General features: G+C 59.7%; 16 protein-coding genes. All 16 read left to right on the top strand.

The window, feature by feature from the left end; genetic code table 11:
* Positions 1-316: 316 nt before the first annotated feature.
* The 16 genes from tssA to tssK all read left to right on the top strand — a co-directional run bounded on the left by tssA (position 317) and on the right by tssK (position 17,228).
* Entirely contained in the window at positions 317-1,879 is a 1,563-nt protein-coding gene (gene tssA / locus PS14A_RS25085; protein ID WP_056790892.1) for a type VI secretion system protein TssA, read from the top strand.
* Positions 1,880-1,911: 32 nt separating this feature from the next.
* A complete protein-coding gene (tssB, locus tag PS14A_RS25080) occupies positions 1,912-2,415 on the top strand; it encodes a type VI secretion system contractile sheath small subunit (RefSeq protein ID WP_016772498.1) in 504 nt (167 codons plus the stop codon).
* A 25-nt stretch (positions 2,416-2,440) separates the two neighbouring features.
* On the top strand, positions 2,441-3,916 hold the full coding sequence (gene tssC / locus PS14A_RS25075) for a type VI secretion system contractile sheath large subunit (protein ID WP_016772499.1): 1,476 nt from the start codon (positions 2,441-2,443) through the stop codon (positions 3,914-3,916).
* A gap of 9 nt (positions 3,917-3,925) precedes the next feature.
* Positions 3,926-4,333: a type VI secretion system baseplate subunit TssE gene (gene tssE, locus PS14A_RS25070; protein WP_007920274.1), complete on the top strand. Its 408-nt coding sequence runs from the start codon at positions 3,926-3,928 to the stop codon at positions 4,331-4,333.
* Positions 4,334-4,344: 11 nt separating this feature from the next.
* A complete protein-coding gene (locus PS14A_RS25065; protein ID WP_212617446.1) occupies positions 4,345-4,869 on the top strand; it encodes a PAAR domain-containing protein in 525 nt (174 codons plus the stop codon).
* A 12-nt stretch (positions 4,870-4,881) separates the two neighbouring features.
* Complete coding sequence (locus tag PS14A_RS25060; protein WP_064365135.1) at positions 4,882-5,811, top strand: DUF6402 family protein; 930 nt, start codon at positions 4,882-4,884, stop codon at positions 5,809-5,811.
* A 52-nt stretch (positions 5,812-5,863) separates the two neighbouring features.
* Entirely contained in the window at positions 5,864-6,277 is a 414-nt protein-coding gene (locus PS14A_RS25055) for a hypothetical protein (RefSeq protein ID WP_064365134.1), read from the top strand.
* Between the two features lie 7 nt (positions 6,278-6,284).
* Complete coding sequence (locus PS14A_RS25050) at positions 6,285-6,707, top strand: hypothetical protein (protein ID WP_042608089.1); 423 nt, start codon at positions 6,285-6,287, stop codon at positions 6,705-6,707.
* 69 nt (positions 6,708-6,776) lie between these two features.
* A complete protein-coding gene (gene tssF, locus PS14A_RS25045; protein ID WP_039757337.1) occupies positions 6,777-8,564 on the top strand; it encodes a type VI secretion system baseplate subunit TssF in 1,788 nt (595 codons plus the stop codon).
* Positions 8,528-9,535 (top strand): type VI secretion system baseplate subunit TssG, encoded by a 1,008-nt coding sequence (gene tssG / locus PS14A_RS25040; protein ID WP_056790879.1) that lies wholly within the window; start codon positions 8,528-8,530, stop codon positions 9,533-9,535. Before tssF ends, tssG begins: the two co-directional genes overlap by 37 nt.
* 11 nt (positions 9,536-9,546) lie before the next feature.
* Positions 9,547-12,204 carry a type VI secretion system ATPase TssH gene (gene tssH / locus PS14A_RS25035; protein WP_076564577.1) on the top strand — a complete coding sequence of 886 codons (2,658 nt, stop codon included), beginning with the start codon at positions 9,547-9,549 and terminating at the stop codon, positions 12,202-12,204.
* Between the two features lie 10 nt (positions 12,205-12,214).
* Positions 12,215-13,735 (top strand): sigma 54-interacting transcriptional regulator, encoded by a 1,521-nt coding sequence (locus PS14A_RS25030; protein WP_212617445.1) that lies wholly within the window; start codon positions 12,215-12,217, stop codon positions 13,733-13,735.
* 297 nt (positions 13,736-14,032) lie between these two features.
* On the top strand, positions 14,033-14,173 hold the full coding sequence (locus PS14A_RS25025) for a hypothetical protein (RefSeq protein WP_003229566.1): 141 nt from the start codon (positions 14,033-14,035) through the stop codon (positions 14,171-14,173).
* A gap of 18 nt (positions 14,174-14,191) precedes the next feature.
* Positions 14,192-15,388, top strand: coding sequence for a type VI secretion system-associated FHA domain protein TagH (gene tagH, locus PS14A_RS25020; protein WP_016772508.1), 1,197 nt, complete (start codon positions 14,192-14,194; stop codon positions 15,386-15,388).
* Positions 15,389-15,393: 5 nt separating this feature from the next.
* On the top strand, positions 15,394-15,894 hold the full coding sequence (tssJ, locus tag PS14A_RS25015) for a type VI secretion system lipoprotein TssJ (RefSeq protein ID WP_122603446.1): 501 nt from the start codon (positions 15,394-15,396) through the stop codon (positions 15,892-15,894).
* 2 nt (positions 15,895-15,896) lie between these two features.
* On the top strand, positions 15,897-17,228 hold the full coding sequence (tssK, locus tag PS14A_RS25010) for a type VI secretion system baseplate subunit TssK (protein WP_212617444.1): 1,332 nt from the start codon (positions 15,897-15,899) through the stop codon (positions 17,226-17,228).

Here is a 17,228-nt window from a genome sequence, read left to right as displayed (position 1 = left end):
GCGTAAGGTAAACTCGCCCGGCCGTGGCGCAGGGCTCTGGGTCAAGGGTTTGACAGGGTCATGGAAAATTCGTCGTGTATTAATCGGCCTCAGGGAAACCCCTGCGACATATAGGGCGATCTCCTACAGACCTCAACGAACAGTTCGTCTTGTTGTTTAATCAGATGCTTGCTAGTGGCCATCATTGTGATTACGATGCGCCCACTTGAAAGAGCACATCTCAATTGGATGAGTCGCTGAACTGCTCTTCGGTACTGTCCCGCGTTGCTGAAACTCCATTCGCGCGCATGACTGTAATCCTTAATAAAGGCCATGGATGTCCTACTCAAGCAAACTTTCCGCCCATTACCTCGAACTCGCAAAAGTCTCTGTTTCCAAAGAGAATTTTGCGGGCGAAGACGTTCGTTTTTCGAGCGAATTCGAGGCGCTGGAAAGTGAGCTGGCCAAGGCTTCGTCGATGCACGAAAGCGGGCAGATCGACTGGCTGAAAATCCGCGAAAACAGCGAAAATCTGCTGCGTACCCAATCCAAGGATCTGCGTGTCGGCGCCTGGCTGACCTGGTCGCTGTACCAGCGCGAATCCTTCCCCGGGCTGCTGGCCGGCCTCGGTCTGCTGCACCATCTGTCGGAAAACAACTGGGCCGACGTCCACCCGCTCAAACCCCGTACCCGTGCCGCCGCGATCGGCTGGCTGGTGCCGCGTCTCGAGCAGGTCATCACCGAAAATATTGCGATCAAAGAGCAGTTGCCGATGTTCCGGCAGCTCTCCGAGCACCTGGCCGGTCTTGAGGCCGCGTGCACTGAACACCTGGGCGATGACGCGCCGCTGCTGCTGCCGATCTCCCGCCGCCTGAAAACCATGATTCAGCGCGCCGCCGACAACCAGCCGGCACCCGGTGTGGTGGGCGCGGCGGTAGCGCAGGTCAAGCAGGCCGCGACCCAACTGCTCACCCCTGGCGCGCCGATCGACAACGAGCGGGATGCGCACAAAGCCCTGCGCGCCCAGCAGGACAGCGCCCGGCCATTGTGTGCCTGGTGGCTGAAACAGAAAGCCACCGACCTGCGTGCCCTGCGCCTCAATCGCACGCTGCTGTGGATGACTATCGACGCGGTGCCCGAGCGCAACGCCGAGCAGATCACCGTGCTGCGCGGCCTGCCGCTGGAAAAACTCAAGCTCTATCAGGACCGTTTCGATCAGGGCAAATACGCCGACCTGCTGGTGGAACTGGAGGCGAGCCTGGCGAAGGCGCCTTTCTGGTTCGATGGCCAGAGGATGGTCTGGGAATGTCTCCAGAACCTCAACGCCGAATTGGCAATGCGCGAAGTGGAAATCCACTTCGCGCTTTTGATTCAGCGCCTGCCGGGCATCATCGAGTTGCGCTTCCATGACGGCGCGCCGTTTGCCGATCCGTCCACCCGGGCGTGGATAGCCGCCAACGTCATGCCGCACCTGCAAAGCGCCAGCGCGCCGCGCAAGGTCGAAAGCGAGAACGTCGAAACCCAGCCCGCCTGGGAAAAAGCCCTCGAGGAAGTCCAGCCGATCCTGCGCAAGGAAGGCTTGAAGCCGGCCGTGCAGATTCTCAAGCAGGGCCTGCAATCGGCCCACGGTGGCCGTGAACGCTTCTTCTGGCAGTTCACCCTCGCCCGGCTGTGCTTCCTGGCCAAGAAATACGAACTGGCCAAGAACCAGCTGGAAACCCTCGATCAGACATTACAGGACTCAGGCCTGCACGCCTGGGAGCCCGATCTTGCATTGCAAGTGCTGCACCTGCTGCACAGTTGCTGCGAGTTGTTGCCGCAGAACCACGCCGTACGTGAAAGCAAGGAAGAGATTTATCGCAGGCTGTGCCACCTCGACCTCGAAGTGGTACTCGAATAGGCCCCAGGGCCACAACCGCAAGGAGAAAAGCCATGGCCAAAGAAGGCTCGGTAGCCCCCAAGGAACGCATCAACGTCACCTTCAAACCCGCCACCGGCGGAGCTCAGGAAGAGATTGAACTGCCGCTGAAGCTGCTGGCAATCGGTGACTACACCCACCGCAAGGACGATCGCAAAATCGAAGATCGCAAGCCGATCAGCATCGACAAGATGACCTTCGACGAAGTGTTGGCCAAGCAAGAGCTGGGTCTGACGCTGAGCGTGCCGAACCGTCTGCAGGAAGATGGCGAGGCTGAAGAGCTGGCCGTGCAATTGCGCGTCAATTCGATGAAGGACTTCAACCCGGCCAGCCTGGTCGAGCAAGTGCCTGAGCTGAAAAAACTGATGGAACTGCGCGATGCGCTGGTGGCCCTCAAAGGCCCGCTGGGTAACGCACCTGCGTTCCGTAAAGCGATCGAAGGCGTGCTCGCCGACGACGAATCCCGCGGTCGCGTACTCGGTGAGCTGGGCCTGAACGCCGCAGCCCCGGACGCCTGAGACTCTTGCCAAGGAAGCCAACACAATGAGCACTAGCGCAGCACAAGAGAAGAGCGCCGCCAGCGGCGAATACAGCATTCTCGACAGCATCATCGCCGAAACCCGTCTGACCCCGGACGACGAAGCCTACGACATCGCCAAGCGTGGCGTGTCGGCGTTCATCGAAGAGCTGCTCAAACCGCAGAACAACGGTGAGCCGGTCAAGAAAGCCATGGTTGACCGCATGATCGCCGAGATCGATGCCAAGCTCAGCCGTCAGATGGACGAGATCCTGCACCACCCGGATTTCCAGGCGCTGGAATCGTCGTGGCGTGGTCTGCAGTTGCTGGTCGACCGCACCAACTTCCGCGAAAACATCAAGATCGAAATCCTCAACGTCTCCAAAGAAGACCTGCTGGACGATTTCGAAGATTCGCCGGAAGTCATGCAGTCGGGCCTGTACAAGCACATCTACACCGCTGAATACGGCCAGTTCGGTGGTCAGCCGGTGGGCGCGATCATCGCCAACTACTACATGTCGCCAAGCTCGCCAGACGTCAAGCTGATGCAGTACGTGGCCAGCGTTTCGTGCATGTCCCACGCGCCGTTCATCGCTGCCGCCGGCCCGAAATTCTTCGGCCTGGAAAGCTTCACCGGCCTGCCGGATCTGAAAGATCTGAAAGACCACTTCGAAGGCCCGCAATTCGCCAAATGGCAGAGTTTCCGTACCTCGGAAGATTCTCGCTATGTTGGTCTGACCGTGCCGCGTTTCCTGCTGCGTAACCCGTACGATCCGGAAGAAAACCCGGTCAAGTCGTTCGTGTACAAGGAAACCGTTGCCAACAGCCACGAGCACTACCTGTGGGGCAACACCGCTTACGCGTTCGGCACCAAGCTGACCGACAGCTTCGCCAAATTCCGCTGGTGCCCGAACATCATCGGCCCGCAGAGCGGTGGCGCGGTTGAAGACCTGCCTTTGCACCATTTCGAAAGCATGGGCGAAATCGAAACCAAGATTCCTACTGAAGTATTGGTTTCCGACCGTCGTGAATACGAACTGGCCGAGGAAGGCTTCATCTCCCTGACCATGCGCAAAGGCTCCGACAACGCGGCGTTCTTCTCCGCAAGCTCAGTGCAGAAGCCGAAGTTCTTCGGCATCAGCGCAGAAGGCAAGGCGGCAGAGCTGAACTACAAGCTCGGCACCCAACTGCCGTACATGATGATCGTCAACCGTCTGGCTCACTACTTGAAAGTGCTGCAGCGCGAGCAACTCGGTTCGTGGAAAGAGCGTACCGACCTCGAGCTGGAACTGAACAAGTGGATCCGTCAGTACGTGGCCGACCAGGAAAACCCGAGCGCCGAAGTCCGTGGCCGTCGTCCGCTGCGTGCTGCGCAAGTGATCGTCAGCGACGTTGAAGGCGAGCCGGGCTGGTACCGCGTGAGCTTGAACGTGCGTCCGCACTTCAAGTACATGGGTGCCGATTTCACCCTGTCGCTGGTTGGCAAGCTGGACAAAGAGTAAGAGCGACTCATGGACGGATACGGCAGCCTGTTCGAACGCCTCAACGGCGACGCACAACTACGCAAGGGCAACAGCCTTGAGGCTTGTGCCATGGCGTCAGTGGCTGCCCATCTGGCCAAAATGCTCAGCACCCGGGCCGGCAGCGTGCAAACGCTGGCCGACTACGGGTTGCCCGATCTCAATGACATGCGCCTGAGCCTGCACGACTCGCTGAGTCAGGCCCGTCTGGCTATCGAAAACTTCATCGAAGCCTACGAGCCGCGCCTGAGCAACGTGCGTGTCATTTCCCTGCCGCGTGACCACGATCAACTGCGCCTGGCCTTCAGTATCGAAGGCCTGCTGGAAGTCGAGGGTTTCAAGCGTCAGGTCAGTTTCTCCGCGCGCCTGGATGGCAGCGGTCAAGTCAAGGTCACCTAAGGAGATCCCCGATGTCTGGCAAACCCGCAGCACGCGTATCCGACCCCACCGCTTGCCCGCTCCCCGGCCACGGCACCAACCCGATCGCCGCCGGTTCCGGCGACGTATTCTTCGACGGCCTCGCGGCCGCCCGCCAAGGCGATGCCTCGGCGTGTGGCGGTGCGATGTCCGGCGGCTTGGCGACCACTGTGTTGATTAACGGCAAACCTGCCGCGACGGTTGATTCGGTGGGGACCCATGGCAACAAGGTTACGGCTGGATCCGGCACGGTGATTATTGGCAATTCGCATTCGCCGGCGCCGTTTGTTCCGCCGTTGCCGGTGGAGATCAAATGGCCGTTTAACGAGCACTACGTCATCAATTGTCAGGACTCTGGGAAGCCACTGGCGGGAGTGGCATACAGCTTCAAAACAGCCTCGGGGAAAGTTATCAGTGGGGTCACGGGAGCCGACGGGAAGACGCAAAAAATCTCGTCCTCTATAGCGGAGTCCTATGAGTTGACTATTGAACAGCAATCTGAAGTCGTAATTGGATAAAAGGATTTTGTTATGGCGGATACGAAAATAGCATCAAGTCTGACGCCGGCCAGTAACCAAACTGGTAAGTCTGCAGCTGTCCGTCAATTCAAAATCACAGATATACCTGATGCGATGGATAAGATGAAATGGCCAGTTGCTGCGAAGCTTATGCGCCACTGGTTTGATGGCGCGCCATGGCCAACCGCCGATGGTGCGATGAGTAAAGAGGTCAAAGACCATATTGCTCTTGCTGACATCGCCTACGTGAATGACACTATCGTAAAAATGGACTGGTTGATGCAGTTTGAACCTGCGAAAGCTGTCATTGAAGAGCTTAAGTCTGCTTGGGATAATACTGCAGGTCGTAATAATATAAGCAAGAAGATTAAAGATAAGTATCTTGGCTCGGCGCCGGGTGTCTATCCTTTTAAGTTTGCGAGCGCCAGGAAGGTTGAAGAGTTTGGATACAGTAATAGTCGAGCAGTTAAATTTGGCCTGATAGACAAGACTGATGAGTTGCGAGCTGCGCTGGCAAACTTTAATGTCCGCGTATTTCCAGAAGGAAAACTGGTGATTTCCGTAGATAGCATTCAGCTGTTTGTGGAGCGAATTGGGTTTTATGCTGAGGACGCGTATGACTTCAATGACTCACCGGATGACAATTTCAGTCAGCCATTGGGGTTCTGGAACTTTGATGGTATAGCCAACCCTGCCTATGCGGCCACCGCAAATACCGGTGCAGCGCAGATGAAGTCAGACATCGCTTCAAACCCCTATATCAGTGCGGAAGATTCTCAGGCGATGTTTAGGGAAATAGAAAGCTCGCGTTATTTCTATATTACAAATTCTCACTTTGTAAAATATCGGATGGAATTTAAAAAAGGCGGTGATTTCCAGGTTTTGTCTGATGTTCAATATCAAAACGTTCCCGTGACAGTTATTAATGTTTGGAATAAATGATGCGCATTTTTACTCGTGTACAATCCGCTGTCGAACTGGGTGTGGCGAAAAAATGACTACGCTTAAAAAGAAATGGCTAGTGCCTATCAGTTTGCTCTTGGTGTTTATTGCATTGCTCGTTTATTGCTTGAACGCAATGCTGGATTATCCTGCAAGTACAACTACAGCTAGTCCCTCGGGCCGCTACACAATTGAGAATGTACGTGTCGGCAGGATCTTCATGCTTGGTGGTATGGCGTATTTAAGAGTTATCGATTCAAAAGAGCCAGAAAAGGTATATCGAACCCCGTTGTATGATACTCAGTCATTGGATATGCGTACATTTGAAGATGATGCTGAGGTTGGAATTACTTGGATCTCCTTCGAAAAGAAAGATAAGGCTTTTGTAATTTCCATGCCGCAATGGGAAGAAAGCTGGCTGAATATTTTCATCAGTAATACACCCTACGAGATTCTGGAAAACTGATAGCAGTATGAACAGCTACGTCCGTCTCGACCTATGTTTATTAACCCACGCCCTCGGATGCGTGGCTTATGCATTTTTGAATTACGCGGTTGTGCATGCTTACAAGCTTTTTAACGGCGGATTTACCTCCCATGGCGTCGCCATCGGAATTGCGACTTACTCACTGTTTTACATTTTTCTGGGCGTCAATCTGATCGTTGCGCTGACTCCAAATCTGGTTGCCAAGCTGGTCATCCTTTTTCTGATGGTGGGCTTCATCCTGCTCTGGATGCTACCCGACAACCCGTTAAGAGCCCTGTTCTACGGCGTGGCCCAAGGTTGCGTCACGTTGCTGGCGATCCTCACCACTCAAGTCATCGAGTTGCGCTGGGCTTTGCGAAACATCACAGGTCGCATTCAGCCAAGTCGGCCTGCAGGTGCAATCCAATGACCAAGTCGGGCGTTGAACGTAATTCACAGGTCGGTAATTCCATGAGCTCCACTACCAGGAAGGTACCCCGTGTCCTTTAACCACTACTACCAAAGCGAACTCACCGCACTGCGCCAACTCGGTCGCCGTTTCGCCGAGCGTAGTCCGGCGCTGGCACCGTATCTGGGCCAGGCCGGGCGGGATCCGGATGTGGAGCGGTTGCTCGAAGGCTTTGCGTTTCTGACCGGGCGTTTGCGTCAGAAGCTCGATGACGAGCTGCCGGAGCTCAGCCATTCGCTGATGCAGCTGCTGTGGCCAAACTACATGCGCCCGCTGCCGGCGTTCAGCATTTTGCAGTTCGATCCGCTCAAGCGTTCCGGGCCGGCGCTGCTGGTTGAGCGCGATACGCCGATCGAGAGCAAGCCGATCGAAGACGTGCGCTGCCGCTTCCGTACGTGCTACCCGACCGAGGTGTTGCCGCTGGATCTGGCCGCGCTGAATTACTCGGTGAAGGGCGATGGCTCGCTGCTCAGCCTGCGTCTGGAGATGAGCGCTGACGGCCACCTCGGCGAACTGGAACTGAGCAAATTGCGCCTGCACTTTGCCGGCGAGCGCTACATCAGCCAGATGCTTTATCTGAGCCTGCTGCGCAACCTCGACGGCATCGAACTGATCCCGCTCGACGGCGCCGGCAAGCCGATTGATGGCGTCAGCGGCAAGCCGATGGCGTTCAAGATTCCCGGCGACCGGGTGAAACCGGTGGGTTTTGCCGAAGAAGAAGCGTTGATCCCGTATCCGCTGAACACCTTCCGTGGCTATCGCTACTTGCAGGAATATTTCGCCTTCCAGGACAAGTTCCTGTTCGTCGACGTCAACGGTCTGGACATTCTCAAGGCGCTGCCGGAAGACACCCTCAAGCAGATGCGTGGCCTCGAATTGCGTTTCGACATCCGCAAGAGCGGCATCATGCGCATGCGCCCGACGCTCGATAACGTGAAGCTGTTCTGCACGCCGATCGTCAATCTGTTCGAGCACGACGCGCTGCCGATCCGTCTCGACGGCAAGCAGGACGAGTACCTGCTGCTGCCGGCGGAATACGACCTGGAAAACTGCGGTGTGTTCTCGGTGGAGACCGTCACTGGCTGGAAGCCCGGCGGCCTCGGTTATCAGGAGTACGTGCCGTTCGAATCCTTCGAGCACGACCCGAGTTTCGACGTGCCCAACAGCCGTCCGCATTACAGCATTCGCCAGCGTTCGTCCTTGTTGCATGACGGCCTCGACACCTACCTGAGCTTCGGCATCCGCCATACCGAAGCCCACGAAACCCTGTCGATCGAGCTGATGTGCACCAACCAGAACCTGCCGAAAAAGCTCAAGCTCGGCGACATCTGCATGGCCAGCGAGCAGACCCCGGAATTCCTCAGTTTCCGCAACATCACCCCGGCCACGTCGAGCTTCGCGCCGCCGCTGAACCGTGACTTCCTGTGGAAGCTGATCAGCAACATGTCGCTTAACTATCTGTCGCTGGCCGACGTCAATGCGTTGAAGGTGATTCTGGAAACCTACGACCTGCCGCGCTACTACGACCAGCACGCGGAGAAGGTCAGCAAGCGCCTGCTCGGCGGCCTCAAGCACATCAAGCATCACCACGTCGACCGACTGCATCGTGGTCTGCCGGTACGCGGTTTGCGCACCGAACTGACCATCGACCCGGAAGGCTATATCGGCGAAGGCGACCTGTTCGTCTTCGCTTCGGTTCTCAACGAGTTTTTCGCGCTTTACGCCAGTCTCAATTCATTCCATGAGCTGCGGGTAAAAAGCACACAGGGAGAGGTGTACCAATGGACACCACGTATGGGCCTGCAGCCCCTGCTTTAAGCGGGCTGACCAAGGTAATACGCGAGTACTCGCTGTTTCAGGCCGTGCTGCTGGTGATCGACCGGCTGCGCGAGGCACACCCGCATCTGAGCGAAGACGATCTGTACGATCAGGTCGAGTTCCAGGCCAACCCGAGCCTGGGCTTTCCGCGCAGCGACGTCGATCGCGTCGAGTTTTTCGAAGAACACGGCAAGATGCGCGCGCGCATGCGTTTCAACCTGATCGGTCTGGTCGGCTCCGGTTCGCCGCTGCCGGCGTTCTACGGCGAACAGGCTCTGGGCGACAGCGAAGACGGCAACCCGACGCGCAATTTTCTCGACCTGTTCCACCATCGCCTGCAACGGCTGATGCTGCCGATCTGGCGCAAGTACCGCTACCGCGCGAGCTTCCAGAGCGGCGCGATCGATCCGTTCTCGGCGCAACTTTTTGCGCTGATCGGCCTGGGCGGCGACGAGATCCGCAAGGCCAAGGAACTCAACTGGAAACGCTTGCTGCCGTACCTCGGCCTGCTCAGTTTGCGCGCGCACTCGGCGGCGCTGATCGAAGCCGTGCTGCGTTACTACTTCAAGCACGAAGACCTGGTCATCGAGCAGTGCATCGAGCGCCGCGTGGAAATTCTCGACGAGCAGCGCAATCGTTTGGGCCGCGCCAACAGCGTACTTGGCGAAGACCTGGTACTGGGCGAGCACGTGCGCGATCGCAGCGGCAAATTCCGCATTCACATCACCGAACTCGACTGGCAGCGATTCCATGAATTCCTGCCGATCGGTTTCGGCTACCAGCCGCTCTGCGCGCTGGTGCGGTTCACCCTGCGTGACCCGCTCGATTACGACATTCGCCTGGTCCTGCGCCAGGAAGAAATCCGCGAACTGCGCATCGGTGAGCAGAACGCCTGTCGCCTCGGTTGGACCAGTTGGCTGGGCCGCGAAAAAGCGGACGGCGTGGTGACCCTGGGCAGCAAAATTCATTAAGGACGTGAGCCATGATCAACGTAGACCTGCAACAACTCATCCAGGCGCTGGACGCCGAAACCCGTCGTGATCTGGAGCGTTCGGCCGAGCGTTGCGTCGCCCGTGGCGGCAGCAAGATTCTTGTCGAAGATTTGCTGCTGGGCTTGCTCGAGCGTCCGAACGGCTTGCTGTCGCGCGCGTTGCAGGATGCTGACGTCGACGCCGGTGAACTGACCGCTGCACTGCAATCGCGGGTCGAACACAGCGCCTCGCGCAACCCGGTATTCGCTCCGGAACTGGTGCAATGGCTGCAAGACGCGCTGCTGGTGGCCAACCTCGAGCTGGGCCAGACCCAGGTCGAAGACGCCGCGCTGATCCTGGCGTTGCTGCGCAACCCGATGCGTTATGCCGGCAGCCGCTATCAACCGCTGCTCGCCAAACTGAATATTGATCGCCTGAAGGAATTTGCCCTGTCGCAACAGGAGCAACCGGCGGCCAACGGCAAACCGGCGGCGCAGGGCGAATCGCTGTTGCAGCGCTTCACCCACAACCTGACCCAACAGGCCCGCGACGGCAAACTCGACCCGGTGTTGTGCCGCGATGGCGCGATCCGGCAGATGGTCGACATCCTCGCCCGTCGCCGCAAGAACAACCCGATCGTCGTCGGTGAGGCCGGTGTCGGTAAAACCGCGATCGTTGAAGGTCTGGCCTCGCGCATCGCTGCCGGTGAAGTGCCGCAAGTGCTCAAAGGCGTTGAACTGCTGTCGCTGGACATGGGCCTGTTGCAGGCCGGCGCCAGCGTCAAAGGTGAATTCGAGCGTCGTTTGAAAGGCGTGATCGATGAAGTCAAAGCCTCGCCGAAACCGATCATCCTGTTCATCGACGAAGCCCACACCCTGATCGGTGCTGGCGGCAACGCTGGCGGTTCCGATGCGGCCAACCTGCTGAAGCCGGCGCTGGCCCGTGGCGAACTGCGCACCATCGCCGCGACCACTTGGGCCGAGTACAAGAAATACTTCGAGAAAGACCCGGCGCTGGCCCGTCGCTTCCAGCCTGTGCAATTGCACGAACCGACCGTGAGCGAAGCGGTGACCATTCTGCGTGGTCTGGCTCAGGTCTACGAGAAGAGCCACGGCATCTACCTGCGCGATGACGCGGTGGTGTCCGCTGCTGAATTGTCCGCGCGTTACCTGGCCGGTCGGCAACTGCCGGACAAGGCCGTCGACGTCCTCGACACCGCGTGCGCCCGCGTGCGCATCAGCCTCGCTGCGGCCCCGGAAAGCCTCGAGCGCCTGCGTGGCGAACTGGCGGAAGGTGGCCGTCAGCGTCAGGCGCTGCGTCGCGATGCCGAAGCCGGTCTGCTGATCGACCACGAAGCGCTGGAAGCACTGGAGGCGCGGCTGGACGAAGCCGAAAGCGAGATGGTTGCGCTCGAGACTTTGTGGACTGAGCAAAAAGAATTGGCTGAGCGTCTGCTGGAACTGCGTCAGCAACTGGCCAAGGCCCGCGAAGCCGCAGCGGTCGAGCCGACCGTCAGCGTGGAAGAAGACGCCGAAGGCACCGTGATTGAAACCGTGGTCGCCGAAGTCGAAGAAGGCCAGAGCGTCGAAGCGCTGGAAGCCCAGCTGCATGAAACCCACGCCGCGTTGACTGCCGCGCAAGTCAAAGAACGCCTGGTCAGCTTCGAAGTGTGCCCGCGTCTGGTCGCCGAAGTGATCAGCGCCTGGACCGGCGTGCCATTGGCGCAACTGGCCCGCGAGCACAACGCCAAGGTCGCCAGTTTCGCCACCGATCTGCGCACACGCATCCGTGGTCAGGAGCAAGCCGTGCACGCGCTGGATCGTTCGATGCGCGCGACCGCTGCCGGTCTGAACAAGCCTGATGCGCCGGTCGGGGTGTTCCTGCTGGTCGGCCCGAGCGGCGTCGGCAAGACCGAAACCGCGCTGGCCCTGGCGGACCTGCTGTACGGCGGCGACCGCTTCATCACCACCATCAACATGTCCGAGTTCCAGGAAAAGCACACCGTCTCGCGTCTGATCGGTGCGCCACCGGGCTATGTCGGTTACGGCGAGGGCGGCATGCTCACTGAAGCCGTGCGTCAGAAGCCGTATTCGGTGGTGTTGCTCGATGAAGTCGAGAAGGCCGACCCGGACGTGCTCAACCTGTTCTACCAAATCTTCGACAAAGGCGTGGCCAACGACGGCGAAGGTCGCGAGATCGACTTCCGCAATACGTTGATCCTGATGACCTCGAACCTTGGCAGCGACAAGATCAGCGAACTCTGCGAAGACGGCGCGCGGCCGACCGCCGAAGTGCTCGAAGAAACCATTCGCCCGGTGCTCAGCAAACACTTCAAACCGGCGCTGCTGGCGCGGATGAAAGTGGTGCCGTACTACCCGGTGGGCGGCCCGGTGCTGCGCGAGCTGATCGAGATCAAACTCGGCCGTCTCGGCGAGCGCCTGAACCGTCGTCAGCTGGACTTCAGCTGGTGCCAGAACCTCGTCGATCACCTGTCCGAGCGTTGCACGCAAAGCGAAAGCGGTGCGCGCCTGATCGATCATCTGCTCGATCAACACGTGCTGCCGTTGGTGGCTGATCGTCTGCTCGATGCGATGGCGACCGGCGAAAGCCTCAAGCGTGTGCATGCCACGCTCGACGGCAACTCCAGCGTGACCTGCGAGTTCGTCTGAGGTGGGCGTGATGTTCACTCAAGTGCCGCAGCCACTGGTCTATGCCGAAGCGTTGCTGGCGCAGTTCGCCAGTCTGTCGCGGGCGGCGGACAGTGCTGCGCTGCTGGGTGAATTCGTCCGTGGTCTGGCCGAGCTGAGCGGCTGCGAACTGACGCAGCTGTACCTGCTCGACGCCACCCACACCTGCCTGGGGATGAATGCCGAGTGCCTCGACGGCGCGCTGCAACCGCGTCAGGCGGCGAGCCTGCCGGCGGATTACAACGGTGAACAACTGCTGCAATTCGCCCTGTGCCAGAACCGCGTGGTGTGCCTCGACGACCTGACCGGCAGCCTGCACGAAACCAGTTTTCTGCCGGCGACGAGCACGCCGTGGCAGTCGCTGTTGTGCGTGCCGCTGGTCAATCAGCACAAGTCGGTTGAGGGCTTGTTGCTGTGTGCCAGTCGTCGTCGCACCGACTTGCAAGGTTTCGCCGACTCCCTCGGCCAGCTCGGTTCGTTTGTGCTCGGCCAGCTGCATCTGCTGCAACGCCTGCGCCAGCCGCCGGCCGAATCGGCGACCACCACTCGCAGCGTGCCGAGCATCAGCGGCTACGGCCTGATCGGCAAAAGCGCGGCGATGCGCCAGACCTACTCGCTGATCAGCAAGATCCTCCACAGCCCGTACACCGTGCTGTTGCGTGGCGAGACCGGCACCGGCAAGGAGGTGGTGGCGCGGGCGATCCACGATTGCGGCCCGCGTCGCTCCCAGGCGTTCATCGTGCAGAACTGCGCGGCGTTCCCGGAAAACCTGCTGGAAAGCGAACTGTTCGGCTATCGCAAGGGCGCCTTCACCGGCGCCGATCGAGATCGCGCAGGGCTGTTCGACGCGGCCAATGGCGGCACGCTGCTGCTCGATGAAATCGGCGACATGCCGTTGTCGCTGCAAGCGAAGATTCTGCGCGTGTTGCAGGAAGGCGAGATCCGTCCGCTGGGTTCTAACGACACGCACAAGATCGACGTGCGCATCATCGCCGCAACGCACCGTGATCTGGCGGCGCTGGTCAGCGAAGGCAAGTTCCGAGAGGACTTGTACTACCGCCTCGCACAATTCCCGATCGAGCTGCCGGCCCTGCGTCAGCGCGAAGGCGACATCCTCGATCTGGCCCGGCATTTCGCCGAGAAGACCTGCACGTTTTTGCAGCGTGACCCGGTGCGCTGGTCGGATTCGGCGCTGGAGCATCTGTGCGGCTACAACTTCCCCGGCAACGTTCGCGAACTCAAGGCGCTGGTCGAGCGCGCGGTGTTGCTCTGCGAGGGTGGCGAGCTGCTCGCCGAGCATTTTTCCCTGCGCCTGGAACCGATGCCCGAGGACAACAGCGGGCTGAATCTGCGCGAACGCCTCGAGCAGGTCGAGCGCACTTTGCTCCTCGATTGCCTGCGCAAGAACGACGGCAACCAGACCCTCGCGGCCCGCGAATTGGGCCTGCCACGGCGTACGCTGCTGTACCGCCTCGGGCGCCTGAATATCAATTTGGGTGACTTTGATGGTTGAGCTACAGCACTTCTTCGAACCCAACACATACCCTGTGGCGAGGGGATTTATCCCCGTCCGGCTGCGCAGCAGTCGCAGTCCGGCAAATACGGTTTCACTGAGAAATCGCGCTGGCAGGTTATGGGGGCGCTGCGCACCCCAACGGGGACAAGTCCCCTCGCCACGGGAGGTCGCCGTACCTCCAGGCTATGGCGCAAGGCCTCGATCTAGAGGCTTCGAGCCCACCTCAAAAACTTATTTCAGCGCCGCCCGCAAGGGTCGGCGCTTTGTGCTTTGTCTACACCTGGAGACTCTCTGATGTCTGTTCGTCACTGGCACGCTGTCCTGCTGACCCTCGTCGTTCTATGCGGCCTTGGCGGCTGTAGCGGCAATTACAAATTCAACGACAACGACTATCGCCCGTTGGGTGATCCGCAAGCGGTCAATCGCGGCAAGTGACCGCAAGGAGCATCAAACATGGAATTGGTTTTCGAAATGCTGAACACCAAGCAGTTCGTGCCCACCGAGCTGTGCCAGCGGACCTTCAAGCAGGCCGGCGGCGTGATCGGGCGCGGCGAGGACTGCGACTGGATCATCCCTGACCGCAAGCGGCACCTGTCCAATCATCACGCGATTGTCAGCTACCGCGAGGGCTCGTTCTTCCTTACCGACACCAGCAGCAACGGTGTCCAGGACGGCAGCAGCGGCGCGCGCCTGCACAAGGGCGAGCCGGTGCGTATCGAGCACGGCAGCACCTACATTCTCGGCGACTTCGAGATCCGTGCGCGGCTGGTCCGCGACCCGGCCACGTTCGACGGCGAAGTCGGCCGCCCGCGTGCCGCTGGCAGCATCATTCCGGATGACGCGTTCCTCGACCTCGACCCGCTCAATGCGCTCGAACAGCAAGAGCGCGTGTACTCGGAAATCGACGAACTGCTGTCGCCTACCGCCAAGCCGGAAGACTCCCGTCAACGTGCCGACTACGCGCGCATCGACATGGAAAGCCTGATGGTCCCGGAGCTGATTGCCGCCCCGGTCGAACCTGAGCCGGCGCCTGCGCCGAAAGCTGTCGAGCGTCAGAGCGAAGGTTTCTGGGAGCACTTCGGCGCGGCGCTCGGCGTCGACGTCAAAGGCCTCAGCCACGACGAACGCGAAGCGCTGGCGCTCAACGCTGCGCGCCTGCTGCGCCAGAGCATCGGCGGTTTGCAGCAAAGCCTGCGTACCCGCTCCGAGCTGAAAAACGAATTGCGTCTGGCCCAGACCACCGTGCAAGGCACCAACAAGAACCCGCTGAAATTCGCCGTCGATCCGAGCGAAGCACTGCAGATTCTGTTGCAGCCAAGCAAGCCTGGGCACCTGCCCGCCGAGCAGGCGATCTCCCGCGCATTCCGTGATTTGCAGGCGCACCAAGTGGCTCTGCTGACCGCCAGTCGCGCCGCTGTGCGTGGCACGCTGGAGCACTTCTCGCCGGAGCAACTGACCCTGCGTTTCGAGCGCGACAGCAAGCCATTGATCGCCACTTCGGGCGGGCGCTGGAGAGCATTCGGCCGCTACCACCAGGCACTGCGTCAGGACGATGACTGGAGCGAGCGTCTGCTGGCCCGCGACTTTGCCCAGGCCTACGAAGAACAGATTCGCCTGATCTCCACCCTCCACACCGACCACCAAGGATGATGCGCATGTCTCGCCGCTCGACCGCTTTTCTCAAGACGCTGACTGCGCTCACCGTGCTGGTGTTGCTAGCCGGTTGCTCGTCGCTGTCGCCGTACTCGAAAGTGACCAAGATCAATCTGAAACTGACCGGCAGCGATCAGCTCAACCCGGACCTCAACGGGCGGCCGTCGCCGATCGTCGTGCGCCTGTTCGAACTCAAGCACCCGGTGACCTTCGAGAACGCTGATTTCTTCAGCCTCTACGAACGCGCCAAGGAATCCCTCAACCCGGATCTGGTGGCCAGCGAAGAACTCGAACTGCGCCCGGGTGAAACCGTGGAACTGAAACTCAGCGTGGAGGAGGGCAGCCGTTACGTGGGCATCCTCGCCGCTTATCGCGACCTGCCGGATACGCAATGGCGCCACACCGTGCAGATCACTCCGCTGGAACTCACCGAGGCTGATCTGACCCTCGATCAGGCCGGTATCCGCAACACCCAACAAGTGCTCGCCAAGGCGGATGACTGATCATGAATACCCATAAAGTCATTTGGCAGGAAGGCATGTTGCTGCGCCCGCAGCACTTCCAGCACAACGATCGTTACTACGATCACCAGATGAAAACCCGCACGCAATTGCTCGGTGGCTACACCTGGGGTTTTCTCAATCTGGAAATCGACTTGCAGTTCCTCAACATGGGCAAACTGGTGATCAGTGAAGCCTCGGGGATTCTGCCGGACGGCAGTCTGTTCGAACTCGGTGGCAACACTGAGCCGCTGGCGCTGGACGTGCCGCCGAACACCGGCAACACGCCGATCTATCTGGCGCTGCCGCTGGTCACCGGCAACCACATCGAGGCCCGGCGCCCGGAGCAATCCGACGTGCTCGCGCGCTACACCGCCTATGACGCCGAAGTCGCCGACTCCAACGCCGGCGACGATTCCGTCAGTCAGGTCAGCTGCGGTCGCCCGGATTTCAAACTGTTGCTCGGCGAGCAGCAGAGCGATCAGGCCTACGTGAAGCTGAAAATCTGCGACGTGCTCGACACCACGCCCGACGGCGTGATCAGCCTCGACCCGGATTTCGTCCCGACCTACATTCAGGCCCACGCCTCCAGCTACCTGCTGTCGTGCCTGAAAGAAGTCATCAGCATGCTCAGCCACCGTGGCGACACCATCGCCGAGCGGATTCGCTCCAACGGCAAGGTCGGCGGCGCTGAAGTCGGCGACTTCATGATGCTGCAACTGATCAACCGCACCGAACTGCTGCTGCGTCATTACCTCGGTCTGGAACAAGTGCATCCGGAAGAGTTGTATCGCACGCTGCTGACCATGCTCGGCGATCTGGCGACTTTCTCCGGCGAGAGCAAACGCCCGCGCCTGGACAGCCGCTATTCCCACGCCGATCAGGGCGCAAGCTTCCGCAAACTGATGGAAGCGATTCGTCAGGTGCTGTCGATGGTGCTCGAACAGCACGCCATCGAGTTGATCTTGCAGGCGCGTCAGTACGGCATCATCGTCTCGCCGTTGCACGATCACAAACTGCTCGGCTCGGCCTCGTTCGTGCTAGCAGCCAGTGCCAACTGCGACTCCGAAGAACTGCGTCAGCGTTTGCCGCAGCACCTCAAGGTCGGCCCGGTGGAGCGCATCCGCCAACTGGTCAACCTGCACTTGCCGGGGATCAAGGTCAAACCGTTGCCGGTGGCCCCACGGCAGATCGCGTTCCATTCGAACAAAACCTATTTCATCCTCGAACTCAGTTCCGAAGACCTGGCACAACTCGAGCGCTCCGGCGGTTTCGCGTTCCACGTGTCCGGCGAATTCGCCGAGCTTGAACTGAAATTCTGGGCCATCAGGAACTGA

The organism is Pseudomonas sp. 14A (assembly GCF_018132745.1).
In the GTDB taxonomy this organism is placed as follows: Bacteria; Pseudomonadota; Gammaproteobacteria; order Pseudomonadales; family Pseudomonadaceae; genus Aquipseudomonas; species Aquipseudomonas mercuritolerans.
Note: the sequence above shows the minus strand (reverse complement) of the source record. Positions and strands in the feature narration are given on the sequence as shown.